The organism is Providencia manganoxydans, from assembly GCF_016618195.1.
Taxonomy (GTDB): domain Bacteria; phylum Pseudomonadota; class Gammaproteobacteria; order Enterobacterales; family Enterobacteriaceae; genus Providencia; species Providencia manganoxydans.
Map to the genome: position 1 here is coordinate 2,709,829 of NZ_CP067099.1, position 24,210 is coordinate 2,734,038.

The following is a 24,210-nucleotide window of genomic DNA, read 5'->3' on the forward strand; positions in this document are numbered from 1 at the left end:
GACGGGTATACATCATTTAAGTCACAATTAACGATGCACTCTCCAATCCCGAGGAGCAGAGAAAACACGCTGCCGACTATCAATGAACCTAGTCACCATGCCTGTTGGTATAATTCCAATGCATTTTGCTCTGTCAACTCCCGAGGATTATTCACTAATAAGCGAGTTTGAGCCATTGCCGCCTGAGCCAATGATGATAAATCGCTGTGTAAGATCCCGACTTCACGTAAGCGTTGAGGCACTTGGCATTCAGCAATAATTTGCGCCATTTTGTTGATAAAGGCGTCACTATCTTGCTGCACATTGTGTTTTACTGAAGCACCCACATACGTCGCCAATTCCGCATATAACATCTGCGCACTAGGTAAATTAAAATGAAGCACTGGCAGCAACATTAATGCATTTGATAATCCATGAGAAATATGATGCTGCGCGCCGAGTGGATAGGCTAACGCATGAACCGCCGCAACAGGTGAATTAGCAAAAGCGATACCGGCAAGTGTCGCACCTAATAAGTTCGCTTCTCTGGCCGCTCGGTTATTACCATCATTACAAGCAGCCACTAAATTTTGGCTAAGTAACACCAGCGCTTCTTTGGCAAGTAAATCAGAAAATAGGTTTTTCTTATGTTTACTGGTATAAGCTTCAATTGCATGCACCATAGCATCAATCCCTGATGCAGCCGTATGTATTGCGGGTAACTTAAGGGTTAATTGCGCATCCAACACCACCACATCACAGAATAATTTTGCATCGACTATGCCCATTTTATTATCATCAGAGGTAGTGAGGATTGCTATATTAGTGACTTCTGATCCTGTCCCCGCAGTCGTGGGGATTTGGATCAATGGTAATCGTTGTCCCTTAACCTTATTGATGCCATACATTTGTGAAAGCGGTTGTTGTGATTGCGCCATAATTGCTACCAGCTTTGCAACATCAAGACTTGATCCCCCGCCTAATCCAATGATTATTTCTGCGCCAACATTCGTGGCCATTTCAGCGGCATCAATCACTTGCTGCTCTAACGGATCAGGCTGAACAGCCGAATATAGCGAAACGCTATATCCCGCACGCTCTAAATTAAGCATGACATCAGAGACAATACCCGCTTGCACAAGCCCCTGATCTGAAATAATCATCACTTGTCTTGGAGAGCCGAAGGTTTCTATAATTTGCGCTAATCGCTGTGCGGCCCCCCATTCAAAAATAAGCTTTGGTACACAGGCAAATTCAAATTTGTCTAAGTTTATCATTGACGTACTCCTTGATTGAGCGAATTATTTCCTTGTGTCACAAAAATACTTTCCACCTGTTTGCTGTCCAGAAGTGGCGTGATGATGCTCCCCCCAATACGCTGGAAATGTTCCGTTTGACGGTGTGCTTCCAAACCATTCGCCGTTTGATATTGTTCTAGAATAACAAAGTGATCGCTATTTTCTGTGGAACGAAAGAACTGATACGATAAATTATCAGGCTCTGTCCGTGTTGCTGCGGCCAGCTCTATCAAGGCTTGATTAACATGCTCCCCCATTCCTTGTTTGGCATAGTAATAAGCGATAACTTGAAGATAACCATTATTCATTTTATTTTTCCTTCTGGTGATAGGGCCATTCCCCACAGTTGACAATCACTACTTGAAACTGCAATAGCGCCATTGGCTAATGCATATGTGACATCATTTGCATGGCTCACAAATCCAGAAGCCACAATAGGAGGTAATTTCATTTTATCGGCTTGAGATAATAGAGGCAGCATAGGGGCTGGCATCAGTTGGACATAGTCAGGAGCACTTTGTTCGATCGCATTTAAACTACGTAACCACGTGGAGCGGTCAGTCACAAAGATTTTTTGCATCGTCAGTAACTCAAGACGATTCGCGCGTTGGATCGTTTGTAAGCGAGTTGACAATATGCCAGTAGCGCCGCTTTCAGCAATATATTCGATACCACTTTTATCTTGCTGAATGCCATTACAACTATCAATATTCACAATGACAAATTTATCTGCTTGCGTGAGTAAATTAATCACAGGTTGAATTTTTAACAGATCGATATTGGCGATAATGCACACTTTTGCTTCGCTTTCGATGGCGACTTTTAATTGCTCCACACCATAGATAGCCATAATGACAGGATGGCGCGCTAACAGCGCGCCAAAGTTATGAACCATAATTCACCTACCTAATCATTAGGAAGCTCAGTACTAAATCCGAGCTTACCTGGGTTGAGTATTTGTTTAGGGTCAAGCGCCGCTTTCAAACTTTGCATAATAGGAAAAGCCGATGACAGTGATCTCTCCATATAAGGCGATCTTAGTAGCCCGACCCCATGGTGATGGCTGAGTGTTGCTTTGTGTTTAATGATCACTTGGTTTGCCGCATCCCATGCTGCGCGGTACCATGCAGCTCGTTGTGTTACCTCAACATCGCCGCGCAAAGAGAAATATAAACAAGCGCCATCAACATAAGCATGAGATTGGTGCGCAGAGCCTGCTAGTGTTCCTGGGACTGCATTAATCGCCGCCACAACCTCATCATAAATAGTACTGAGATCACGCCAACAACCAATCATTTCTAGTGTATCAGCAACCAGTCCCGGTGTTCGTTTAAAACCCTCTGCGCTTTTTCCTGTTAAATAACGCGTATCTAACCAACGCTCAAAAATAAATGCATGATCGAGAGGCTGCCCTATTTGCTGGCATACCCGCTCAGCGATGGTCAAAAAGGCATCAACCACTTCTTTTGCACCTTCATCGGCAATTAACAACACGTTGGTATTAGGTAGATCAAATTGCACACCGCTTTCGAGATTATCATAAAGACGCAGAACCGCTGGCGTTGTGCCCTGTTGCATGATTTGTCGACATGCTTCTAGCCCCTCGGCAAAACTGTCAAACCCCCATGCAATCGCACGACCATAATCAGGCAAACGGTGTAGCTTAAAACGAATACGTACAATGATGCCTAATGTTCCTTCTGAACCAATAAATAATTGCTGTAAATCAGGTCCTGTCGCCGCACGCGAATAGCCCCCTACCGTAATTAATTGACCATCAGCGAGCACGATATCCATACCGTAAACCATATCTTCAATTTTGCCGTAACGTGTAGAAAGTTGCCCTGCACCTCGGCATGCCACCCAACCACCTACCGTGCTAATACCAAATGATGAAGGCCAATGCCCCATCGTCATTCCGTATTCTTTTTGAATGATCTCTTCAAAAACATCACCAAACATGCCCGCTTCAACATCAACAATTTGGCTCGTTTTATCAAAACTCACGAGTTTATTCAGTTCACAGACATCTAGCACAATCCCACCACGTAGAGGCAACGCTGCGCCAGTCACATTACTACGCCCAGCGGAAACTGTGACGGGTAAGCTTTTTTCGTGAGCAATACGCATCACCGCTTGAACTTGTTCAACGGTGGAGACACAGACGATCACCGCCATCGGAGTTGCAGGCTGGCCTTCTGTCTCGCTGATCATCGTTCGCGCCCACCAGTCACGAGTGAAATTAATGACGTCTTGCTCTGACGTCATCACTCGATCGGCGATCTGCTTGAGTTGCTTAATGGTTTCTTTATTCACATGCACTGGCGCTGTTTGTAATCCTTGATTACCGTTACTTGAAGACACTGACGTTGCCCAACTTGGTGGCGTGTGAGCGCCAACAACATAGTTACCTCGGTTATAGCCGCGCTTAATCGCATCTTTACTGATCATATTGCTTCTCCTATAAGTATCGATTTTTCACGTTTAATCGCTGCCTGATAGTCGTCTACTTGTGTCTTAATCTCTTCGGCAGTAAAACTCAGTTCTTGTTGAAGTAATTCACCAACTCGTTGAGCTGCTTGCGCAGAGGCATCTCGTGCCATCAAACGTGCACGGATCCGTCTTGCCAAAACATCATCAACCGTACTGGCTAGCTCATGACGAATGGCATAAAGTACCTCTGCCTCGCTATAAGGCAGTCCTTCAACAATGGGTTTTGCAAGTGTTGGATCCTGCTGCAAAATATCACTAACAAAATGTGCTTCGGTGCCATAGCGTTCGCCTAGATGTGCAGCCATTCCACCAGATGCCATCACCGCTTGTGGATCATAACCAGCCGCACCTAGTAGATAAGCGGATTTGGTCGTACAGCGTTTTTTCTTACCCAATAGTTTGCTAGCAGCATCAATGGTTTGTTCTGCCATATGGCGTGAAGTCGTCAACTTGCCACCAACAACGGTAATCAAGCCATCTTCTGCAACTGTAATTTGGTGGTTACGTTTCATCTCAATAGTTTTTCCGCCTTTTCCCCCCACTAACGGGCGGCAACCTGCGATACTGCCAACCACATCATCAACAGTTAAATTGGTTTTCAACGCGGTATTGGCACCTTCAATTAAGAAATCTAATTCCTTACGTGTACAATGCACATCATCTAGATTTCCTTCATAGTCTTCATCTGTCGTGCCTAAGTAAGAAACATTTCCCCAGCGTGTAATCGTTGCACGACGATTGCGCCCCGGAACAGGGATAGTCACAGTACAATCATTGCGTATTTTCAACCATGGGATTGCAATATGAACCCCTTTTGCTGGGCGCACATGCAAAGCACTTTCCGTGCCTTTTTTCTCGCCTTTCCAATCACGCAACCATACACCTGTCGCCATGATCACCACTTTCGCTGAAACATGAATTTCACGGTTATTTACCTGAACTATCGCACCATTAACCTTCCCGTTCGCGTCTCTTAGTATTTGTTGCGCTTTGGTATGATTGATAACAGTGACTCCGTGATGTGCAGCGGTTCTCGCTAATGCAAGTGTCAATCTGGCGTCATCGACACGTGCATCAAAATACATAAATCCACCGGAAAGCTGTTCTTCATTCAGTGTTGGGCAATGTGATAGCACCTCAGCAGGTGTCAATTTTTGATGTAAAATACCTTCACGCCATCCCCCTGCCAGATCGTATGTCCATAATAAGCTTTCGAAGGCTTTGGCTAATCTTTTATCAAATACCCCGTTTTTATCTAAGATTGGGAACATAAACGGTAAACGTTGTACTAGGTGCCTTGCATTACGGCGTAAACGTTGTCGCTCTAGTAAAGAATGAAACACCAGTTTTAAATTCCCTTGTTCGATATAACGCAGCCCTCCATGTACCATTTTGGAGGATTTAGATGATGTCCCCGACGCAAAATCATCTTTTTCGACTAAAGCAACTTTATATCCCCTCAAACTGGCATCTAATGCGGAATAAGCACCAGTCACTCCACCGCCGATAATCAAGATGTCATATTTTTCATGTTGTAACCGATCAAGTTGTTCTTCTCGATTGAGTCTTAATGGCGCTGTTGTAAACAAATCACTGTGTGATTTACTTGGTTTACGAGATGGAAAAAAATTCATGAGTAAATAGACTCCTAACAAGCAATGGCTTTTATTGCGGTATAATCAATTTCAAGTTGAAGGCGTGAATTCCACAATAGAAGACGTTGATTACGCTCGGCTTCGCTTATTGATGGAATAAACCGTTTCGCTACCGTTAATGTTTCACAGGCACTTTCGAGAGAGTCCCAAAGCAATCCATTAGAACCCGCTAAAAATGCGGCTCCTCTTAGACTCGCTCTCGCTGTTTCAGACATGCGTAATACAGGTATACCGCTGATATCTGCCTGAATTTGCAATAAAGCATCACTGTTTGACATCCCACCCCCGACTACCAATTGTTGTGCGGTTAACCCTGTTGCAGATTGATTCGCACGTAAGCAACCTGCGACTGAATTCGCAATGCCTTCTAAAATGGCGTAGGCGATCTGTGGACGTGTAGTTGAAATTGATATGCCGTTTAAAGAGGCACGTGCTTGAGGTTGTAAACTCGGCACTCGTAGCCCAGTTAAAGCAGGTATAAAGCTAACACCACCTGCATCTTGCGCTTGCATTGCCAGTTCACTTATTTGCTCAGGTGAATCAAACCAATGTAATTTCTCACACACCCAATTCAGCGCAGAACCTGTTGTCGGAACAAAGGTTTCTACTGAATAATGAGATTGTGATTGCTGACGACGAGCCACCATCGCAAGCGTGCTTTCCAATTGATGATCGAATGAAGGAACACTCTCACTAACAATTTGGTCGATAAAACTGCCAGTACCATGCATACAAATAGATTGCCCATGTTGAATGCAACCTAATCCAACAGCACCCGCAAATTGATCCCCCATGCAAGCCAAAATCGGTACCGAAATACCAAGTAGGTCTTGCTTTGTGGTTCCTAGGTCATCTAAATCATCTTTAAGTTCGGGCAGTAATGATAGAGGAAATGATAATGCCTCTAACCAAGGAGTGTAGTAACGATGCTCACGCAAGCTATAAGCGCCCGCTGACGTTGCGTTTGTGGGCGTTGTAACACAGTGGCCTTCTTGTGATAAATTCCAAAGCAACCAGCTATCTATGGTGCCAAATTTGAGTCGATTGGCCTTAAAAGCCTCTGCAACGACTGGGGTTTCTTGAATATGTTTTGCAGCCCATAAATAAGGTGAGCGGATCCCTACAGGACGGCCTGTATGTTGTAGTAGGCGGCTGTCCCACTCATCAGCTAGAGTATGTAAAATATCGGCATAGCGTGCATCTTGCCAAACCATAGCGGGGACTAATGATTTGCCTGTTTTACTGTCCCATAGCACTGAGGTCGAACGCTGAGTTGCAATACTTAAGGCAACAATATGCAAATTATCTTGTTGTGCCTGAGCAATTGTTTTACGGCAAACCTCTAATGTTGCCTTTAATATGTCATCTGCATTTTGCTCTGTAACACCATGCTGTAAACTTTCAACACGTAAAGGATGATATTCTAAAAAACGCACTAATCCATCTGCACTGACAACTGCTGAACGAGTACCTGATGTACCTTCATCAATCGCTAGAATGACATTTTGACCGTGTTTCATTCTGTTCTCCTTAACGGATTGTCAATTATCGTTTCTTTTTCAGCTTTAAATTGAGGAGCATTTGGCTCGTTGTCAGGCACGATGTGAGTGCGAGTAGGATCCCATTTAATTAGGAAGCAAATGATACTGGCGACCAACGGTACCACTGACATAATCAGAAAGGTGGTTTGTAAACCATAAGACTCACGAAAAACAGGGAAGATGAATAAACCAAGCGCAGCCCCCATCGCACCAAGAGCACCAATGATGCCGTTTGCACCAGCGCGCAATTCACTTCTGAATGAAAGTGATGATAGGCTTTTACCATTCGCACCGGGTCCACCTGAATGACAAAGAATGAACAAGGCAGGAACCGTCAATGACAACCAAATTGGCATCACATCACTGTATAGCCCTAAAGAAAGTAATACTAAAAATGCAACTGCAAAACCGGTTGCTGATGCCATTCTCAAGCCAAGCCAACGGCCAATCAGCGGGGACATAAACCCACCAAGGATCCCAAACAGATTGAAAAATAGTGAACCTAAGGTTGCATAAACAAAATTCTTACCAAACATCGCTGCACTGATCACTGGCAAATACCAACCAATCCCAAAATATTGTATAGATTGACAAATTTGCACCGTTGCAGCCAAAATCGTTCTTGGTAAATAAACGCCTTTAAAAATAAGTAATAGATTCCGTACTCCCCCTTTTGCTTGACCAACAATGGGTTTCAATTCTTCTTTAGGGGCTAATGTAAAATAATCGCCATAGACTTTTGACATCGCCTTTGTTGCTTCAGCAAAGCGCGATTTTCTCGCCAGCCAAATGGGACTTTCAACGAGGTAAACAAATTGCAGAATAAAAATTGTAATACCACAAACCGCAGTCACCCCAATAGAATAACGCCAGATTGCATCACCCACATCCATTGAGAAGAATAACAAGGCAAATATCAAATTCAGGCACACAGCAACATACCAAACCCCTTGCCATGTATTAAGGCGACTTTTTAGTTTCGCAGGCGTAAACTCCGCTAACATTGCCATTGCAACAGCAAAGTCCATTCCATAAGACACCCCAACAAAGAAGCGCCCTGCAATAATGGTGTGAAAATCAGTTGAGAACATCACTAATAATGCGCCGATAATAGCGACAATCTTAGCAATGATTAATGGTTTTACTCTTCCCCATCGGTCAGCAATCCAACCACCTACAGGGTTAAAAATAATAGCGACCCATGACGAAAAAGACGTCAATAACGCAATCTGCGTTGCCGATAAATTTAAATCACGAGTCATTGGATTAAGCCCTGCGCTTAACGCTGAGTTAGAAAATGCATCAAGGAATAATCCTCCGAGCATTAACCACCAAATCAGCCCAGCACGGCCAGTAAGACGAGCCTGAGAATCGATGAACTGAATAATGTCATCGATACCTCTAATAGTTACGGATTTTGATAGATTGCGAACAGTCATAGCAGCCCCCTTCGTAATATTGGTAAGATGGCCGCTATCTGCTGAAAAAAGACAATAAGAGACCATATTCATATCACAGATAGTCTCTTATCTAAAATCTGCTGCCTTCAATCTACTTGCATATAACAATAAATGTCAAAACATTGTTAACATAATTGATTGTAATTGTGACATGTAACGCAGTTGTTAACACAAGACAAATAAGATGATCCTTCTGCCTAAAATTAAATAATGTTGCAATATTCACTACGTTATTTTGAGCATTGTTACATTCTGTTAATCCATAAGTAATAACTTATAATCAATTCAAGATAAGTCATAGAAGTCAAAATAAAATATATGATAATATATTCAATTAAATTAATCATAAACGTAAGACCTCAAATTATTAGTTATCGCTAACTTAATAGGTAACAGACTAAATCATCATCAAATTTAAAGTTTACATTGAGAGGAGGAAAATAAATTACAATCTTAACATTAATATTAATGCCAGTCGTCATCATTATATCCGATAAGCCTTATTGATGGCTTATCGTACAACTTAATTTTATCAATCTCTTAATATACTTCATATTTAATGCTATTCTTTTTCTCCATAACGTTTTTTCATTGAAATTAAAAGCGAATCTACAATCCAGCTAATCTTTTTAGTACCAAGAAAGCCTATCATTGCTCCACAAAATTCAGCGAGAGATGACCACGCTTCAGAGTAATTCATGTAAACTAATAACCATTGTAGTGCTCGGATCGCACTCACAGTAATTGCCCCACAAATCACTGCTTCCGCTAATGATTGCCATGTACTATTACCATCTCGCCATTCTCGAATAAATGCAATCAGCGTTGCCAACATAACACCACTTAATAATGGAAAATTGAGTTGAACCCAGCGAAAAATCTGCTCCCAAAAGTCAATATTTTTTTCATGCATAATGATATCTCCTAAATGGAGTGCTAGTTTATTGTCAATAAATGAAGCCTCCTTATAATTTTATAAGATCATTAGGTTATATAGATTCTCATAATCTTATCGAGTCAAATTAATATTCATTTAAATAATTATCATCATTAACTTAAAATATAATTTCATATAAAAACAATGATAAAGTAAGCCTTACACACAATAAGATAAAGTTACAACCATTAGTTGAAAATTCCACTTCATATTATTTAACACAAAATAGCATACAGTATGAATACTCGCATGAATAAAGATCAGCATAAATACGTTATTTCTTTAGTCATTAATAATATTTACATATTAAACTATATTACAAAAAACGAGAATAACTAATATTAAAGATTTATTGAGTTAAAAAATAACAATTTTTTAATTTCAAACACAACTCAAATGCATCTTGAGCACTTTTAATATTAGTGAATCCTAACAAAATAATTTGCGTAGAATGATTAGACTGCATCCAACTTGTCAGTGATTGAATTCCTATACCCTGCCTATTCGCTTGTTTAACAAAACGTTCCGATGATTGCCCGTTGATCAGCTCGGCAACAATATGCATCCCCCCTGACTGCTGATGAACAAATAAAATGTCAGCAAAGACTTGGTTTATTGCATCAATTAAGTATTGCCGCCTCTGTCGATATAGATTGCGCATTTTTCGTAAATGACGCGAAAAATGACCTTCTTGGATGAATAATTGGCTGACTTGTTGTGTCCATATTGGGCTATTCCCACCTAATTGTTGTGCTGTACTTTTAAATCGAGCGACTTGGTGAGTAGGCACAACCATATATGAGAGACGTAAAGAAGGAAATAATGCCTTACTTAAGGTTCCACAGTAGATAACCCTATTGTCATTATCAAGGTTTTTCAACGCAGGAATTGGACGACCTAAATAACGAAATTCACTGTCATAGTCATCTTCAATTACCCAGCTTTTATGTTTATTTGCCCATTCAAGCAAATCCATACGTCTTTCTAACGATAAAGTGACATTAGTCGGGCTTTGATGAGTCGGTGTCACTAACGCAAACCTCGCTTTTGCGGCTGTTTTATTACCTAAATGAACATTTATTCCCTCCGCATCAACATCAATAGGCACTAAAACCATCCCCATTTTTTGCAAAAACTCTCGAGCGATATGGTATCCAGGCTCCTCGAACCAACCTACATCCCCTTCTTGGAATAAACTGCGTAAAATTAAAAGTAAACTTGCTCTATAGCCTGAAGAAATAAAAATTTGCTCAGGGGAGCAAACTACGCCTCTTGATACAGCTAAATAACTCGCTAATGCTTCTCTTAAACCAATAAAACCTTGTGGATCAGGATAGCCCAGTTGCACAGACTCCGTATTACGTAAAACTCGATGCATTAACCGATTCCATAATGTCAAAGGAAATGCATCCAAAGCAGGAATACCAAGTTGAAAAGGCAATACCTCATTTTCATGATAGAAACTGGTAACCTTAGAGTTGTGTGTATCCTGATTGAAATTAGGCGTTATAATTGATTTTTTATTGCGCAAACAATTCGCCATTGGCGCAATAAATGTACCTTTAGCCCCTCGCCCAATCAATATTCCTTCACTAATCAATAGCTGATAAGTTAACTCGACTGTCCCTCTCGCAAGGTTTAATTCACTTGCTAGAGCACGGATCGAAGGTACTCGTTGTTCAGCAAGCAATTGCCCTGAATCGATTGCATCACGAAAACGATGGTATAACTGCATATACAGTGGTTCATTTAGCGTACTATCAACTTTAAATATATTACTCACCATCTTGACCCAGTCATTTCAATCATTTTTGTCACTTTATTATAGGACAACTTATCATTACTATCTTTATTAATTGTTCGCTGAGACATTGAAAATACAGAGACTGGTACGAATGTTTGCCGTAACGATGCCTTAATGATGAGACCCTAGGCGCATACATGAGTATATGACTAGCGCGCATGAACGTAGTCACCATACCTTAACGAAAAGCGCTGCAACTTGAAGTATGACGAATCATACTCTAAATAATTCGAGGTGCAGCTAGGCGACAAGTGAATGAGACGCTAGGAGCATACATAAGTATGTGACTGGCGCGAATGAGCGTAGTCAACAACGCTGCAACTTGAAGTATGACGAGTATAGATAAAGGAATTAATATGAACACACTACGCCTACCCTATAGCAAATTATCACCTGATGCCTATAGAGGCTTAATTGATTGTAAAAAAGCATTAGAAAAAGGTGGATTAGGCATCGAGTTAATTGAACTCGTCAATCTACGAGTTTCACAAATGAATGGATGTGCTTTTTGTTTAGAAATGCATGCTGCTTCATTAAGAGAGCGTGGTGTGAGTAATAAAAAAATTGATAGCTTAGCGGGTTGGCAAGTGAGTTCTCATTTTAATGACAAAGAACGTGTGGCACTGGCTTGGGCTGAATCTTTGGTGAATATTGCTCAAACTGTCGCACCTGATACGTTATTTCAAAACCTGAAACATTATTTTTCCGATGAACAAATATCAGATTTAACCCTTGCCATTGGGCTAATGAGTGCGTTGAATCGTGTTGCTATTGGTATGCGCCAATAATATCTATGGTTGGTGTGATTATTTTCCTCTTCACACCAACATGGCTGTTTAATTTCCTGTTTTCAAATATGCACAGAAAAGATCTTAAATAATTAGTATTAATCCAAATCGTCACTGTGCGCAGCAATATGAAATTAACGACTACACGGGTTAATTAACACAAAGGCCGCATCTGCGGCCTTCAAATGATGAATGTCAATAACGTGAATATAGTCCGCTACGAGTTAAACGCTCATGAGGACATCATATTTTTCTCTTCATCGCGTAAAGTTAATACTTCATAGCCCGTAGCTGTTACCAAAATAGTATGTTCTGACTGGGCAGAAAGCTTTTTATCACGGGTAACCACCGTCCAACCATCTTTCTTGGTTTTGATCTTCATTCCGCCTTGATTGATCATTGGCTCAATAGTAAAGGTCATTCCTTCTTTTAATTCAATGCCTTGCCCACGAACACCGTAATGTAAAACTTGAGGATCTTCATGCATCTCTCGGCCTATACCATGGCCACAATATTCACGAACAACACTATAACCATTGGTTTGAGCATGATGTTGAATAGCGGCGCCAATATCGCCTAACGTTGCCCCTGGTTTTACCTGTTTAATCCCTTCCCACATGGCATCATAGGTATCTTTCACTAATTTGCGCGCTAGTGGCGATGCTTCAGGCATCACATACATTTTACTCGAATCAGCAATAAAGCCATTTTTCTCCAACGTAATATCAACGTTGATAATATCTTTTGCCTTCAAATGTTCATCAACCTTTGGAACACCATGACAAACGACTTCATTTAATGAGGTGTTTAAAACATACTGATAATCATATTGCCCTTTACTCGCTGGCCTTGCCTGTAACTCATTGACAATATAATCTTCAACCTTGTCATTTATTTCCATGGTGGTAATACCCGGCACAATAAAAGTATCTAACATAGCAAATACTTTGGCTAATAAGCGCCCCGACTCACGCATCAATTCAATTTCTTCAGCTGTTTTGATTGTGATATTACTCATGGTACTTCCCTTTATCGTTAATAGACTCTTCTTCTGACGTGTGACTTAATAACAGCGCAATGCTATATACACGCTAAAATAATACACCGCGCACTAAACCATATCCCATACAAAGAGATAATGATAGATAATCAGCACAAACGAGATATTCACAGACTTATTTGCCCTATATTTTTTAACATTAATTCCTAACTTAAATCTGACGTCAAAGTATTATTGATTATTATGATGTATGCTCCTGATCGTGAGTTACTCTAGAATTCCTTATCGTTTGAACATTTTTATCTTCATGGTCTGGTTAGTTTTTAAAACACGATTGACGATTGCTCGGAGAACAATATGTATAAGAAAATTTTAGTTCCTATTGATATTACTGAAAAAAGTTTGGCTAATATGGTACTTCCTCACATTAGATACCTTTCAGAGGAAGAAAGCGCTCATATTCATTTTTTAGCAATCATCCCAACTGTACCTTTTTATACCTCAATGGGCTTCGGTTTTGCAGAAAAAGCAGACAGTGAAAACGACAAAGTGACAAAACAACTAGTTGATATAATTAAAGAATTTAATTTACCCAAAGAGAAGTTTACTGCCCAAGTGATCATGGGAACACCGAGAGATGAAATTTTACGTATCGCTGATGATATTCAAGCAGACCTAATTGTTATTGGTTCAAGACGACCTGGAGTATCGACGTATTTTCTTGGCTCAACCGCTTCAATGATCATCCAAAACTCTAAAATTTCTGTTTTAACTGTACGTTAAAATAGCAACCCACTTCGGTGGGTTTTTTAGAAACTTACTGTAACAATTTGTCATATATAATGATTACCCATTTCCTTGCATAAAAAAATGTTGAAAAAGGTTTTCAATCTAAACTGCATCGCCAATCTTAAAAGAAAAAGTATAAAAAATATCAACTAAGCCATTTTTGAGTACTTCATTAGAAATATCGAGTGAAATAGCGTAAATGGCCTATTTTCCCCTTCCCCTCTAACGCAACAATTCATTTCTTGTTTCTTATATGAAACTAAAACTAATCATAATCTAGACACACTGCACATTTTAAAACAATCATTTTACATGATAGTAACAATTGATTGACTGTTTATCATCCAACCAATTAGTCTGGTTTTAAATAATAAACAATGTTTTATATATGAAACAAAATTATTTGGCTGTAGAGAGAGGAAACAAGATGAGTTGGATAGCGGTATGTGATGTCTCGCAAGTACAAGAGGAATTTCCTTATTCAGCACGTGTCAAGGATACCGAAATCGGCATTTTTCTCGTGGAAGAAAAATATTATGCCATGGAGGATGTTTGCCCACACGCTTATGCCTTACTCAGCCAAGGCTTTGTTGAAGATGGCAAAGTCGAGTGCCCACTCCACGAAGCCGTGTTTGATATACGAACAGGTAAGTGTCTACGTGAGCCAGGCGGCCGTGATTTGAAAACATACCAAACACGTGTTGTTGAAAACCGAATCGAAATCAGTTTGATTGAGGAGTAGATATGGATCCAATACAAAATTTTAACCCCTTCTTACCGGCTAATCATCAAATTATCCCAGCAAGAGAAGGCGGTAAAGGTCATATTCAATCACCCGGTACTGCACCTAATGTCGTTTGGCAAACTCGCTCACGTATTCCCGATGAGTACGAAGTCTCACTAATAGCGATGTTAGAAACGTTATTTGCATCGGGTGTTGAAACCCTTGAACAAATCATTGATGAATTAAATCAAAAACAGCTATTTGACCGACAAGGTCAACAATGGAATGAAGCCAGTTTTCGCGAATTTCTCCAAGTAAATGGGTATTAATTCACTGCTATCTACTCTGCCTATTCGCAGTGAGACTAGGAACAGACTCAAGATGTGACTAGAACACATAAACACTGCAACTTGAAATATCACGAGTAGTTAACAGAAATAATAATAACGAATAATACCGCCAATAACAGGAAGCAAATTATGACAACCAAAACACAACTTCAAAACTATCAAGATTACTTAGATGTTGGATTACGAGGCCAGTGGTATCCCGTTTTATCGAGCTGGGAAGTCACTAGCAACCCGATAGGCATCACCCGCCTCGAAGAACAAATTGTTTTATGGCGTGATGATAAAGGGCAAATTCATGCCTTAGAAGATCGCTGCCCACACCGTGGAGCGCGGTTATCTATGGGCTGGAATCTAGGTGAACGCATTGCTTGTTGGTATCACGGTGTTGAAGTTGGTGGTGATGGTATTGTCAAAGATGTTCCTGCGGTTAGTCAATGCCCGCTTGAAGGACAAAAATGCTTAAAAACCTACCCGGTTCAAGAATTGCATGGCGCCATTTTTCTCTACTTTGCCATTGAAGATGAAGTACCGCCATCACTTGAGTTTCCAGAAGAGTTAGCTGATAGCGAAAATCATAGCAATTTCTTATGTACTGCGACATGGCATTGCAACTATCAATATGCACTTGAAAATGTCATGGATCCAATGCATGGCACCTATTTGCATTCATCTTCTCACTCCATGGCGGATGGGGATAAACAATCAGAAATGATCTTACAGCCAACTGAAAATGGATTTATTTTCCGCAAAAATGACCAAGTCGGCGTCAACTTTGACTGGGTAGAATTTGCTAGCACAGGCGCTAATTGGCTTCGTTTATCGATTCCTTATCAAAAGCGTTTTGGACCAGGTGGACACTTCTGGATCATCGGTATGGTGGTTCCTGAAGATAGATTTAATACCCGAGTCTTCTTTTGGCGTATCCGTAAGGTCAAAGATTGGCAACGCGACCTGTGGCGCTTTATGTACCGCAATCGCTTAGAAGGCTTGCACTGGGATGTACTTGAGCAAGATCGCCTCATTTTAGAAAACATGGCACCAAATGCTCGTCAACAAGAATTCCTTTATCAACATGATGTTGGTTTATCACGTCTACGCCGTATTATGCAGCGCGAGGCCAAAAAGCAATTTGACCAAATCTACAACAAGGAAGTCTCAAATGCATGATTTACTGGCGGGGAAACGTATTGTTATTACTGGTGCGGCAAGAGGCTTAGGGTTTAGTTTCGCCCAAACGATTGCCGAACAAGGCGCCCATGTTGTGTTGTGTGACATCCTAAAGGAGCGTTTACAGCAGAGCGTCATGCAACTACAACAAGCAGGTTTAACCGCCGAAGGTCATCACTTAGATATCGCCGATCCTGAGGCGATAGAACGTGTTTTTCAATTGATCGGACAGCAAGGGGCTATTGATGGCTTAGTGAATAATGCCGCACTTGCGACAGGGGTTGGTGGTAAGACATTAGACGAATATGACCTCGACCTTTGGGATCGCGTGATGACCGTTAATGTAAAAGGTACTTGGCTGGTTACTAAGGCGGCGCTGCCCTATTTACGTCAAAGTCAGCAAGGCAAAATTGTCAATATTGCCTCGGATACCGCTCTTTGGGGCGCACCAAAACTGATGGCTTATGTCGCTAGCAAAGGAGCAATTATTAGTATGACCCGTTCTATGGCGCGTGAGCTGGGCGCACAAAAGATCTGCGTCAATGCTATCGCTCCGGGTCTAACCAAAGTTGAAGCGACAGAATACGTTCCCGCAGAACGCCATCAACTCTATGAGAATGGACGAGCACTGCAAGGAGAGCAACAGCCTGAAGATGTCACAGGCACTGTTTTATATTTGCTTTCACCAATGGCTAATTTCGTGACGGGACAATTGATCCCAGTTAATGGCGGGTTTGTATTTAACTAATCACACCGCTGATGCGGGGAGGTTAAGATTTTGAGTTCAACATGCAAATATTTGATCCCCGGTTTAGAAAAAGGGTTACAACTTTTATTACTCCTTGCACAGCAACACCGCGAACTGACTTTCGCAGAAATTTTACGTTTAGTTGATATGCCAAAAGCTACAGCCTATCGCGCTATACAAACATTGGTTCATTTGGATTTTATCGAGCAGCACCCAAGAACCGGCGCCTTCTCCCTAGGTCGCAAAGTGCTTAGCCTAGGCTTAGGCTATATCGCCTCGCTCGATCTTACTCAATTAGGGCAACCTATCATCGAGCAATTACGCGATCGCAGTCAGTGCAATAGCCACCTTGTAATACGCGACGGCAGAGACATTATTTATATTGCCAGAGTCAGTGGAGCCGAATCAAAAATTAACCATGTTACCGTTGGAACACGTTTACTGGCACATCGGACATCCCTTGGACGTATGTTACTGAGTGGATTAAGTCGCGCCGAATTTGATGAATTGTATCCAGATGATGAACTTCCTGATGACGCCGGCAGTAAACAGGTTTTTTGGAATATGATCCAAGCAGACCGCTTACGCGGCTATGTCATCGGGGAATCATTCTATCGACGAGGAATTTCTTCTATTGTTTATCCTGTGTACAACCGAGACAGCGGTGTCGAAGCCGTCATTAGCATTATGATGCCAATGGATAGTATCCCAGCCCAAGAACGACAGCGATTACAAAATGAAGTTAGAAGTGCAGCGCAAAAACTTACCGAGTTTATTGGTGGCATGACATCCATGAAAGCGATATAGCACGAATAATGCGCTGAAGAGTTCGAGGTGTCGCTAGCGACGAAATTAGCGTAACCGCCGAATCTAAACAAACAGCGCTGCAACTTAACGTTGCATGAGTTTAACGAAATAACACCAAACATTAGGTTTATTGCCATAAACCAGCGGCCTTTGCTTGCCCAAAATCTAGCTCGGCAATAAACCAATATCATATAGAGGGTCAAATTATGTCAGTCATTGGTATTGAAAAATTAGAGTTTGGGGTCGACGACATTGCGGCTTGCCAGCAATTTTTACAGGATTTTGGTTTACACAAATCCTCCAGTAACCCATCTCATTTCACCACATTATCGGGGGCTAGCATCACAGTTTCCGCTATTGACGACCCTCACCTACCCGCTGCATTTGAATCAGGCTCAACCTTGCGGCGTATCACTTGGGGCGTCAAAGATGCCTCAGAGCTAGAACAGATCATCAAACAAATCGCCGATTGTCCCCAATTCAAACGCACAGAGAATGGTGCTGAATGTCTGGATCCAAACGGTATGACAGTCGCGTTTACTATTACACAGCAACAGCCCGTTGATGTTGAAATTTCCCCTATTAATCAGTGGGGAGATATTCGCCGTATTGATGCACCGAGTCCTGTTTACGATAAAGCGACCCCAATTAATATCGGTCACGTGGTGTTTTTCGTTGATGATTTACCAACAACAGAAGCTTTTTACTGTCAAAAACTCGGTTTTCAAGTTTCCGATCGTTATATCGATCGCGCTGTTTTCTTGCGCACTCAAATCAATGGCTGCCATCACAATCTCTTTTTACTCAAGCTGCCACACCGAGGACGCGGCCTCAATCATGTCGCCTTTACCGTTCGTGATATCCATGAAGTCATTGGTGGTGGTCTGGCAATGAACCGCCAGAACTGGAGTACATTTATCGGCCCAGGCCGCCACCCAATATCATCTGCTTACTTTTGGTATGTCAACAGCCCAACAGGTGGCGCCTTTGAATATTACACCAATGACGACTATTTAACTGAAAAGTGGCAACCACGTGAACTCGAACACTCTCTAGTTTCTTTTACTGAATGGGCTATCGAGGGAGGTATCGACCACGAAACTCGCCGCCAAGTCAAAAAAGAGAAGGAGTGATGTCATGACACAGATAATCAATGGTGGAATTGTCATTATTGGCGGAGGCCAAGCTGGCGGCTGGGCAGCCAAAACCTTAAGAGATGAAGGTTACCAAGGCACTTTATCTGTGATCAGCGATGAAGCGCATGATTTCTATGAACGACCACCGTTATCCAAGGCCGCTCTTAAACAAGCCGATTTCTCGCTATCACGTTTATTTAGTGAAGAAGACACTGCGGCATTGAACATCACATGGTATCGACCACTTAGAGCAACCGCGATTGATTCTCAGCACAAACAAGTTCTACTCAGTGATGGGCGTGCTATTTCATTTGATAAACTCTTAATTGCTACCGGTGGACGGGCTCGTTACCTCTCTTCAGATTGGCAATCACACCCTCGTGTTTTCACATTACGTTCATGGGATGATGCGCAACGTTTACGTGAAGCCATGCTTAAGGCAGACAATATTGCCATTATTGGTGGTGGTTGGATCGGCTTAGAAGTAGCAGCTTCTGCACGTCAAATGGGGCTTGACGTCACTGTATTTGAACGCCAAACACGTCTATGCCAACGTAGCGTTCCTGCTTCAGTTTCTGATGCTTTAATGCAGCGTCACCAGCAAGCTGGCGTTAATATCATTACAGATTGTGGCGATATCTGCCTTGATGAAACCACTGACTCGTTATCAATAAGCTGTGATAAACAAGCCAGCCAATGTTTTGATATTGCTGTTATGGGGATTGGGGTAGAACTCAATCTAGAATTAGCTTCTGAAGCAGGTCTTGAATTAGCCCATGGCATTGTGATTAACGGTCAAGGGCAAACCTCACACCCCGATATCTATGCAGCTGGTGATGTGGCTTGTCATCCTACATTATCACTGTGTTTACAATCTTGGGCGTATGCACAAAACCAAGCCATCTCAACAGCAAAAGCGATGCTTAATGCACACAGTGAGCCGTTTAGTGATCTCGCTTGGCTGTGGTCGGATCAATATCAAGACAATATCCAAATACTTGGCATACCTACGGCTGAAGCGACTCAACATATTCAACGTATCACCCCCAATTCTGAAATTTATTTCTCACTAAATCAAAACAATGAGTTGATCCAGATGGTGTCATTCAATGATGCCAGAGCCATTAAATTGGGTAAGAGATGGATGCAAAACAACCGTAAGCTATCACCGACAGAGCTTGCAGATCCTAATTTTTCACTGATGTCGCTGAAATAAACAAGCGAGTAGGAGAAACACCATGGCAAACCAACAAGTTTCTGTTTCCTCAGTGACTAACGAGTTAGAAACACAACAAGAAGAAAAAGTGAATTGGTTTATTCCAATTGGATTATTTTCTTGTGTACTGCTCGCCTTTTTTGACAAAATTAGTATCGCAGCACTGTTCTCTGATGAACAATTTCAAAAAGCACTAGGCATTGATTTTGATCCAACTCGCCTTGGTTTATTAATGAGCGCCTTTCTTTTTGCTTATGGTATTTCGTCCATGGTGCTCAGTGGTATCGGTGATAAATTTCACCCAACCAAAATGCTACTTTTCATGGTAAGTAGTTGGTGCTTTTTAATGATTTTTATGGGATTCACCCATCATTATGGCACTATGGTTTTTCTACGCATCCTACTTGGGATCGCTGAAGGCCCATTATTAGCTATCTCTTACGCTATCGTTCGCCGAACATTTCCACAAAAAATGCAAGCCAGAGCAACGATGCTTTGGTTACTCGGCACCCCGCTTGGGGCTGCGCTTGGCTTCCCTATTTCACTGTATTTACTTCATAACTTCGGTTGGCAAAGTACCTTTTTTGTCATGGCGGCTTTTACTGTGCCTGTTTGGTGGCTGATTATTATCGGTATTCGCCATCCTAATTTAAGTCATAAACAAAACAAAAATGCGAATGGCCAAGTTTCCCCTCATGAAATTGCTGAAACGAAATTACAGCGCAACATTTTGCTACGTAATAGCCATTTTTGGATCATTTGCTTATTTAACATCGCCTTCTTAATTTACCTGTGGGGGATGAATGGTTGGTTGCCAAGTTACTTAATTAAAGGCAAATCCATCAATTTAGAGCATGCAGGGATCCTCTCATCACTGCCCTTTATTGCCATGTTATTCGGTGAAGCCATCGGGGCTTGGCTTTCAGATCGCTACGATCGTCGTGCACTCGTTTGCTTTATCTCATTGCTGGGTGCAGTGGCTGGGCTAGCAGGTGTATTACTCCTTGATAATACCTACAGCATTATTTTGATGATGGCATTCAGCATGTTTATGTGGGGCGCAGGCGCACCGAATATTTTTGCCTTGCTTGCTAAAGCAACACAAAAACAAGTCAGTGCACTAGCTGGCGGTATCTTCAATGGACTAGGCAATCTTGCTGGTGCAGCAGCTCCACTGCTTATGGGCGTGTTGATCACCATCACTCATGATATGGATAGCGGACTATTATTTATCGTTATTATCGGTTTAATCGGCAGCTTACTACTGCTGCCTCTTATTAAGAAATATTGATTAGAGACTCAATGTTAGGAGATCGCACTATGTCACAACAACAGAATCAAATAAAACCACAAGGCGTTGAAATCGCTGATTGGGTGGAATCACGCATCGCACGTTTTGAAGGTCGTAAATATGATTGGAACGCGCTGAAATTTCAGGCCGATTTTGACCCTAAATACCGTCGAGCACAAATGCGCTATATCGGTACTGGAGCTACAGGTGTTGCTAATGATGCAAACACCGTACCTGCTGAAAACTTTACCTTTTCTACTATGGTACTACCCGCAAAATGTGAAGGTCCTCTGCATTTACACCCAGATGTTGAAGAAGTATTTTTCATGCTCAAAGGTACCATCACCTTATTTATTAAAGATGGCGACGAAGAATATGAAACCGTGCTAAAAGAGCGCGATCTGATTTCTGTACCCGCCGGTATTTATCGTGGCCTGTTCAACCATGGTGAAGAAGAAGCGCTCATGTGTGTGATGATCGGTACACCAAAACCGGCTATTCCGACTTACCCAGAAGATCATCCTTTATCAAAAGTCAAACGTGGTTAAGAGGAGAAATCAGTGATGAAACTGCCAAGTGAACAATTACCTGTGATCCAATCTGCACATTTCGGTCAGTATTTTTTAAATTGGCGTGAAGCAGGCAATGGTGATGCCATCATTCTACTTCATGGTATCAGCTCAGGGTCAGCTTCATGGGTTTATCAATTGGCAGACTCATCACTGACACAACATTATCGACTCATCGCATGGGATGCTCCGGGTTACCTTAAAAGCCAAGCTCTCGCTACTGAGCATCCAACGGCAATAGACTACGCAGATGCATTAGTCGCTTTTATCGATGGCTTGGCGCTAAATTCAGTGGTTCTTGTAGGCCATTCACTAGGCGCATTAATGGCAAGTGCATTCGCCGCAAAATACCCACATAAGGTAACAAGCTTATTTTTAGCTAACCCTGCGCAAGGCTACGCAACAAAAAGTCCCACAGAGCAACAGCAAATTTACCAGCAACGCAAAGACATTGTGTTTAATTCAGGTATTGAAAAATATGCACAACAACGCGCTGCTGCATTACTCAGCCCAACAGCAACCAAACAACAAATTGATTGGGTAAGGCAAACCATGAGTCAACTCAACCCTGATGGCTTTCTAGCGGCGGCATGGATGTTAGCGCACGATGACATAGGGCGTTATCTCGATACCTTTTCAGGGGCGGTGCAAATGGCTGTCGGTCTCGACGATACCATCACACCACCTGAAAAAGTACAACAGTTAGCACAACAAAAAGGCTGCCCGTTGAATTATCTCGAACAAGCAGGCCATGCTAGCTATCTCGACGCATCTCAACAATTTAATCGTTACCTGACACAATTTTTGGCATCCCATGCCGCAGTAGAAGTTTGATTAAGGAATAGCGCTATGAATTTACAGTTAGAAAATCGTGTTGCCGTTGTCACAGGAGGCAGTTCAGGAATTGGCCTCGCGACCGTTAAATTGCTGTTGGAAGAAGGATGCAAAGTTGCTTTCTGCGGTAGAGATAAACACAAATTAGCGCAGACATGCCAGTCATTACAGACGCTCTATCCTCAAGGCGAACTTTTGGCGGTGAGTTGTGATGTTTTGGACAAACAACAAACTGAAGATTTTGCTAAACAAGTTCAATCCCACTTTGGGCAAGTCGATGTATTAATTAATAATGCAGGGCAAGGCTATGTCGCTAGTTACGCTGATACTCCCGAAACGGCTTGGTTACACGAGGCACAACTGAAATTATTCGGTGTTATCAATCCTGTAAATGCATTTATGTCACAGCTAGAGCAATCTGATATTGCCTCTATTACCTGTGTCAATTCGTTATTAGCTTTACAACCCGAGCCGCATATGGTCGCCACTTCCGCGGCACGAGCTGCATTATTGAATTTAACCTTAAATCTATCAAAAACCTTATTACCAAAAGGGATCCGTGTTAATTCAATTTTATTGGGTATGGTGGAATCTGAACAATGGCGCCGCCGCTTTGAAAATCGCAACGACAAAAATCTGGATTGGGATAGCTGGATTGGCGCGATTGCTCAAAAAAGAGGCATACCGATGCAACGCCTTGGTAAACCCGAAGAACCCGCACGCGCCTTGGTCTTTTTAGCTTCACCAATGGCGTCATTTACTTCAGGGGCGGCAATTGATGTCTCTGGCGGCTTTAGCCATCACATTTAAAGGGACGATGATGATGAAAACATTGATGCTTATAGGATATGGCGCTATGGCCAATGAGGTCATTAATCGACTACCAGCAGGGATTGAATTACGTTGGGTGGTCGCTCGCGAGCCTCATCATAACGAAATCAAACAACGTTTTAATAACCGAGTGACACCACTAATCTGCCCATCACAGGCAGATCAAAAACCCGATTTGGTTTTAGAATGTGCTAGCCAACAGGCCGTCAAACAATATGCCGCCATGATCTTAGAAAAAGGCTGGACATTTGCAGTGATCTCGACAGGCGCGCTCGCTGATGCACAATTTGCAGATAGCCTAAATCAGCACTCCCATCAAGGCACTTTCATTCCATTATCGGGCGCTGTAGCAGGGTTAGATGGCTTACGCTGTGCGAAACAAGCCAATATTAACCAAGTCACTTATCTTTCCCGTAAAAGTCCTGCAAGTTGGCGAAATGGCCCTGCGGAACAATACATTGACCTCAATAGCGTTACGGAACCTACGGTGTTTTTCCGTGGTTCAGCACGTGATGCCGCACTTAAATTTCCAGCCAATGCCAACGTCGCAGCGACCGTTGCTCTGTATGGCGTTGGTATGGATCAAACCAAAGTGGAGTTGATGGTTGACCCAACCACCAGTAAAAACAGCCACCACATTGATGTTACAGGGGATTTTGGGCATTTCTCCATTGAACTTAATGGTAATCCTTTGCCATCAAACCCGAAAACTTCGCTGTTATCTGCTTTAAGTGCTGTTGAAATTTGCCAACGCATTGCACAGCACGATGCCATTATCTGACAGGAGAAAAAC

Annotated in this window: 24 protein-coding genes; 14 read left to right on the top strand and 10 right to left on the bottom strand. The window is 42.1% G+C overall.

What is annotated here, in order from left to right:
• Positions 1–92 precede the first annotated feature (92 nt).
• From JI723_RS12175 to pdxR, 9 genes are all read right to left on the bottom strand, one after another.
• On the bottom strand, positions 93–1,256 hold the full coding sequence (locus tag JI723_RS12175; protein ID WP_272579682.1) for an iron-containing alcohol dehydrogenase: 1,164 nt from the start codon (positions 1,254–1,256) through the stop codon (positions 93–95).
• Entirely contained in the window at positions 1,253–1,585 is a 333-nt protein-coding gene (locus tag JI723_RS12180; protein WP_272579681.1) for a putative quinol monooxygenase, read from the bottom strand. The genes JI723_RS12175 and JI723_RS12180 overlap by 4 nt, the downstream gene beginning before the upstream one ends.
• The gene (locus JI723_RS12185; protein WP_070925500.1) at positions 1,582–2,172 is read right to left on the bottom strand and encodes a glycerol-3-phosphate responsive antiterminator; all 591 of its coding nucleotides are present in this window, start codon (positions 2,170–2,172) and stop codon (positions 1,582–1,584) included. Before JI723_RS12185 ends, JI723_RS12180 begins: the two co-directional genes overlap by 4 nt.
• Positions 2,173–2,183: 11 nt before the next feature.
• Positions 2,184–3,728 (bottom strand): FAD-binding oxidoreductase, encoded by a 1,545-nt coding sequence (locus tag JI723_RS12190; protein WP_272579680.1) that lies wholly within the window; start codon positions 3,726–3,728, stop codon positions 2,184–2,186.
• The gene (locus JI723_RS12195) at positions 3,725–5,404 is read right to left on the bottom strand and encodes a glycerol-3-phosphate dehydrogenase/oxidase (protein ID WP_272579679.1); all 1,680 of its coding nucleotides are present in this window, start codon (positions 5,402–5,404) and stop codon (positions 3,725–3,727) included. The genes JI723_RS12190 and JI723_RS12195 overlap by 4 nt, the downstream gene beginning before the upstream one ends.
• Positions 5,405–5,418: 14 nt before the next feature.
• On the bottom strand, positions 5,419–6,945 hold the full coding sequence (locus tag JI723_RS12200; protein WP_272579678.1) for an FGGY family carbohydrate kinase: 1,527 nt from the start codon (positions 6,943–6,945) through the stop codon (positions 5,419–5,421).
• Positions 6,942–8,405, bottom strand: a complete 1,464-nt coding sequence (locus tag JI723_RS12205) for an MFS transporter (RefSeq protein ID WP_272579677.1) — start codon at positions 8,403–8,405, stop codon at positions 6,942–6,944. Before JI723_RS12205 ends, JI723_RS12200 begins: the two co-directional genes overlap by 4 nt.
• Positions 8,406–8,988: 583 nt before the next feature.
• Positions 8,989–9,339, bottom strand: a complete 351-nt coding sequence (locus JI723_RS12210) for a phage holin family protein (RefSeq protein WP_070925504.1) — start codon at positions 9,337–9,339, stop codon at positions 8,989–8,991.
• A 373-nt stretch (positions 9,340–9,712) separates the two neighbouring features.
• The gene (gene pdxR, locus JI723_RS12215) at positions 9,713–11,146 is read right to left on the bottom strand and encodes a MocR-like pyridoxine biosynthesis transcription factor PdxR (RefSeq protein ID WP_308807891.1); all 1,434 of its coding nucleotides are present in this window, start codon (positions 11,144–11,146) and stop codon (positions 9,713–9,715) included.
• A 377-nt stretch (positions 11,147–11,523) separates the two neighbouring features.
• On the opposite strand from pdxR, the gene JI723_RS12220 reads away from it, so the two are divergent.
• Positions 11,524–11,955, top strand: coding sequence for a carboxymuconolactone decarboxylase family protein (locus JI723_RS12220; RefSeq protein ID WP_272579674.1), 432 nt, complete (start codon positions 11,524–11,526; stop codon positions 11,953–11,955).
• A 232-nt stretch (positions 11,956–12,187) separates the two neighbouring features.
• On the opposite strand, the gene map is transcribed toward JI723_RS12220, so the two are convergent.
• Positions 12,188–12,973: a type I methionyl aminopeptidase gene (gene map / locus JI723_RS12225; protein WP_070925506.1), complete on the bottom strand. Its 786-nt coding sequence runs from the start codon at positions 12,971–12,973 to the stop codon at positions 12,188–12,190.
• A gap of 339 nt (positions 12,974–13,312) precedes the next feature.
• Between map and JI723_RS12230 the strand changes: the two genes are divergently transcribed.
• The 13 genes from JI723_RS12230 (at position 13,313) to JI723_RS12290 (ending at position 24,198) form a co-directional block, all read left to right on the top strand.
• Positions 13,313–13,738, top strand: coding sequence for a universal stress protein (locus JI723_RS12230; protein ID WP_070925507.1), 426 nt, complete (start codon positions 13,313–13,315; stop codon positions 13,736–13,738).
• A gap of 433 nt (positions 13,739–14,171) precedes the next feature.
• Positions 14,172–14,486, top strand: coding sequence for a Rieske (2Fe-2S) protein (locus JI723_RS12235; protein WP_070925508.1), 315 nt, complete (start codon positions 14,172–14,174; stop codon positions 14,484–14,486).
• A gap of 2 nt (positions 14,487–14,488) precedes the next feature.
• Positions 14,489–14,797 (top strand): recombinase-like helix-turn-helix domain-containing protein, encoded by a 309-nt coding sequence (locus JI723_RS12240; RefSeq protein WP_140186660.1) that lies wholly within the window; start codon positions 14,489–14,491, stop codon positions 14,795–14,797.
• 150 nt (positions 14,798–14,947) lie between these two features.
• Entirely contained in the window at positions 14,948–15,985 is a 1,038-nt protein-coding gene (locus JI723_RS12245) for an aromatic ring-hydroxylating oxygenase subunit alpha (RefSeq protein ID WP_070925510.1), read from the top strand.
• Positions 15,978–16,733 (top strand): SDR family oxidoreductase, encoded by a 756-nt coding sequence (locus tag JI723_RS12250; protein WP_272579673.1) that lies wholly within the window; start codon positions 15,978–15,980, stop codon positions 16,731–16,733. Before JI723_RS12245 ends, JI723_RS12250 begins: the two co-directional genes overlap by 8 nt.
• 30 nt (positions 16,734–16,763) lie before the next feature.
• Positions 16,764–17,540 (top strand): IclR family transcriptional regulator, encoded by a 777-nt coding sequence (locus JI723_RS12255; RefSeq protein WP_272579672.1) that lies wholly within the window; start codon positions 16,764–16,766, stop codon positions 17,538–17,540.
• Positions 17,541–17,746: 206 nt separating this feature from the next.
• On the top strand, positions 17,747–18,673 hold the full coding sequence (locus tag JI723_RS12260; protein WP_337979399.1) for a VOC family protein: 927 nt from the start codon (positions 17,747–17,749) through the stop codon (positions 18,671–18,673).
• A 4-nt stretch (positions 18,674–18,677) separates the two neighbouring features.
• On the top strand, positions 18,678–19,892 hold the full coding sequence (locus tag JI723_RS12265) for an NAD(P)/FAD-dependent oxidoreductase (RefSeq protein ID WP_272579670.1): 1,215 nt from the start codon (positions 18,678–18,680) through the stop codon (positions 19,890–19,892).
• Between the two features lie 22 nt (positions 19,893–19,914).
• Positions 19,915–21,183, top strand: coding sequence for an MFS transporter (locus tag JI723_RS12270; RefSeq protein ID WP_140181383.1), 1,269 nt, complete (start codon positions 19,915–19,917; stop codon positions 21,181–21,183).
• Positions 21,184–21,212: 29 nt separating this feature from the next.
• Positions 21,213–21,731: a cupin domain-containing protein gene (locus tag JI723_RS12275; RefSeq protein ID WP_070925515.1), complete on the top strand. Its 519-nt coding sequence runs from the start codon at positions 21,213–21,215 to the stop codon at positions 21,729–21,731.
• 15 nt (positions 21,732–21,746) lie between these two features.
• On the top strand, positions 21,747–22,586 hold the full coding sequence (locus tag JI723_RS12280) for an alpha/beta fold hydrolase (protein ID WP_272579883.1): 840 nt from the start codon (positions 21,747–21,749) through the stop codon (positions 22,584–22,586).
• Between the two features lie 15 nt (positions 22,587–22,601).
• Positions 22,602–23,396 carry an SDR family oxidoreductase gene (locus tag JI723_RS12285; protein WP_140181385.1) on the top strand — a complete coding sequence of 265 codons (795 nt, stop codon included), beginning with the start codon at positions 22,602–22,604 and terminating at the stop codon, positions 23,394–23,396.
• 13 nt (positions 23,397–23,409) lie between these two features.
• Positions 23,410–24,198, top strand: coding sequence for an aspartate dehydrogenase (locus JI723_RS12290; RefSeq protein ID WP_070925537.1), 789 nt, complete (start codon positions 23,410–23,412; stop codon positions 24,196–24,198).
• Positions 24,199–24,210 lie beyond the last annotated feature (12 nt).

What these genes read in the sequence shown, in the direction of transcription:
- JI723_RS12205 (WP_272579677.1), bottom strand. Translation starts at nt 8,405, where the DNA reads ATGACTGTTCGCAATCTATCAAAATCCGTAACTATTAGAGGTATCGAT.
- JI723_RS12185 (WP_070925500.1), bottom strand. Translation starts at nt 2,172, where the DNA reads ATGGTTCATAACTTTGGCGCGCTGTTAGCGCGCCATCCTGTCATTATG.
- JI723_RS12290 (WP_070925537.1), top strand. Translation starts at nt 23,410, where the DNA reads ATGAAAACATTGATGCTTATAGGATATGGCGCTATGGCCAATGAGGTC.
- JI723_RS12270 (WP_140181383.1), top strand. Translation starts at nt 19,915, where the DNA reads ATGGCAAACCAACAAGTTTCTGTTTCCTCAGTGACTAACGAGTTAGAA.
- JI723_RS12210 (WP_070925504.1), bottom strand. Translation starts at nt 9,339, where the DNA reads ATGCATGAAAAAAATATTGACTTTTGGGAGCAGATTTTTCGCTGGGTT.
- JI723_RS12195 (WP_272579679.1), bottom strand. Translation starts at nt 5,404, where the DNA reads ATGAATTTTTTTCCATCTCGTAAACCAAGTAAATCACACAGTGATTTG.
- JI723_RS12245 (WP_070925510.1), top strand. Translation starts at nt 14,948, where the DNA reads ATGACAACCAAAACACAACTTCAAAACTATCAAGATTACTTAGATGTT.
- JI723_RS12180 (WP_272579681.1), bottom strand. Translation starts at nt 1,585, where the DNA reads ATGAATAATGGTTATCTTCAAGTTATCGCTTATTACTATGCCAAACAA.
- map (WP_070925506.1), bottom strand. Translation starts at nt 12,973, where the DNA reads ATGAGTAATATCACAATCAAAACAGCTGAAGAAATTGAATTGATGCGT.
- JI723_RS12220 (WP_272579674.1), top strand. Translation starts at nt 11,524, where the DNA reads ATGAACACACTACGCCTACCCTATAGCAAATTATCACCTGATGCCTAT.
- JI723_RS12275 (WP_070925515.1), top strand. Translation starts at nt 21,213, where the DNA reads ATGTCACAACAACAGAATCAAATAAAACCACAAGGCGTTGAAATCGCT.
- JI723_RS12265 (WP_272579670.1), top strand. Translation starts at nt 18,678, where the DNA reads ATGACACAGATAATCAATGGTGGAATTGTCATTATTGGCGGAGGCCAA.
- JI723_RS12280 (WP_272579883.1), top strand. Translation starts at nt 21,747, where the DNA reads ATGAAACTGCCAAGTGAACAATTACCTGTGATCCAATCTGCACATTTC.
- JI723_RS12230 (WP_070925507.1), top strand. Translation starts at nt 13,313, where the DNA reads ATGTATAAGAAAATTTTAGTTCCTATTGATATTACTGAAAAAAGTTTG.
- JI723_RS12285 (WP_140181385.1), top strand. Translation starts at nt 22,602, where the DNA reads ATGAATTTACAGTTAGAAAATCGTGTTGCCGTTGTCACAGGAGGCAGT.
- JI723_RS12200 (WP_272579678.1), bottom strand. Translation starts at nt 6,945, where the DNA reads ATGAAACACGGTCAAAATGTCATTCTAGCGATTGATGAAGGTACATCA.
- JI723_RS12235 (WP_070925508.1), top strand. Translation starts at nt 14,172, where the DNA reads ATGAGTTGGATAGCGGTATGTGATGTCTCGCAAGTACAAGAGGAATTT.
- JI723_RS12190 (WP_272579680.1), bottom strand. Translation starts at nt 3,728, where the DNA reads ATGATCAGTAAAGATGCGATTAAGCGCGGCTATAACCGAGGTAACTAT.
- JI723_RS12175 (WP_272579682.1), bottom strand. Translation starts at nt 1,256, where the DNA reads ATGATAAACTTAGACAAATTTGAATTTGCCTGTGTACCAAAGCTTATT.
- JI723_RS12260 (WP_337979399.1), top strand. Translation starts at nt 17,747, where the DNA reads ATGTCAGTCATTGGTATTGAAAAATTAGAGTTTGGGGTCGACGACATT.
- JI723_RS12240 (WP_140186660.1), top strand. Translation starts at nt 14,489, where the DNA reads ATGGATCCAATACAAAATTTTAACCCCTTCTTACCGGCTAATCATCAA.
- JI723_RS12250 (WP_272579673.1), top strand. Translation starts at nt 15,978, where the DNA reads ATGCATGATTTACTGGCGGGGAAACGTATTGTTATTACTGGTGCGGCA.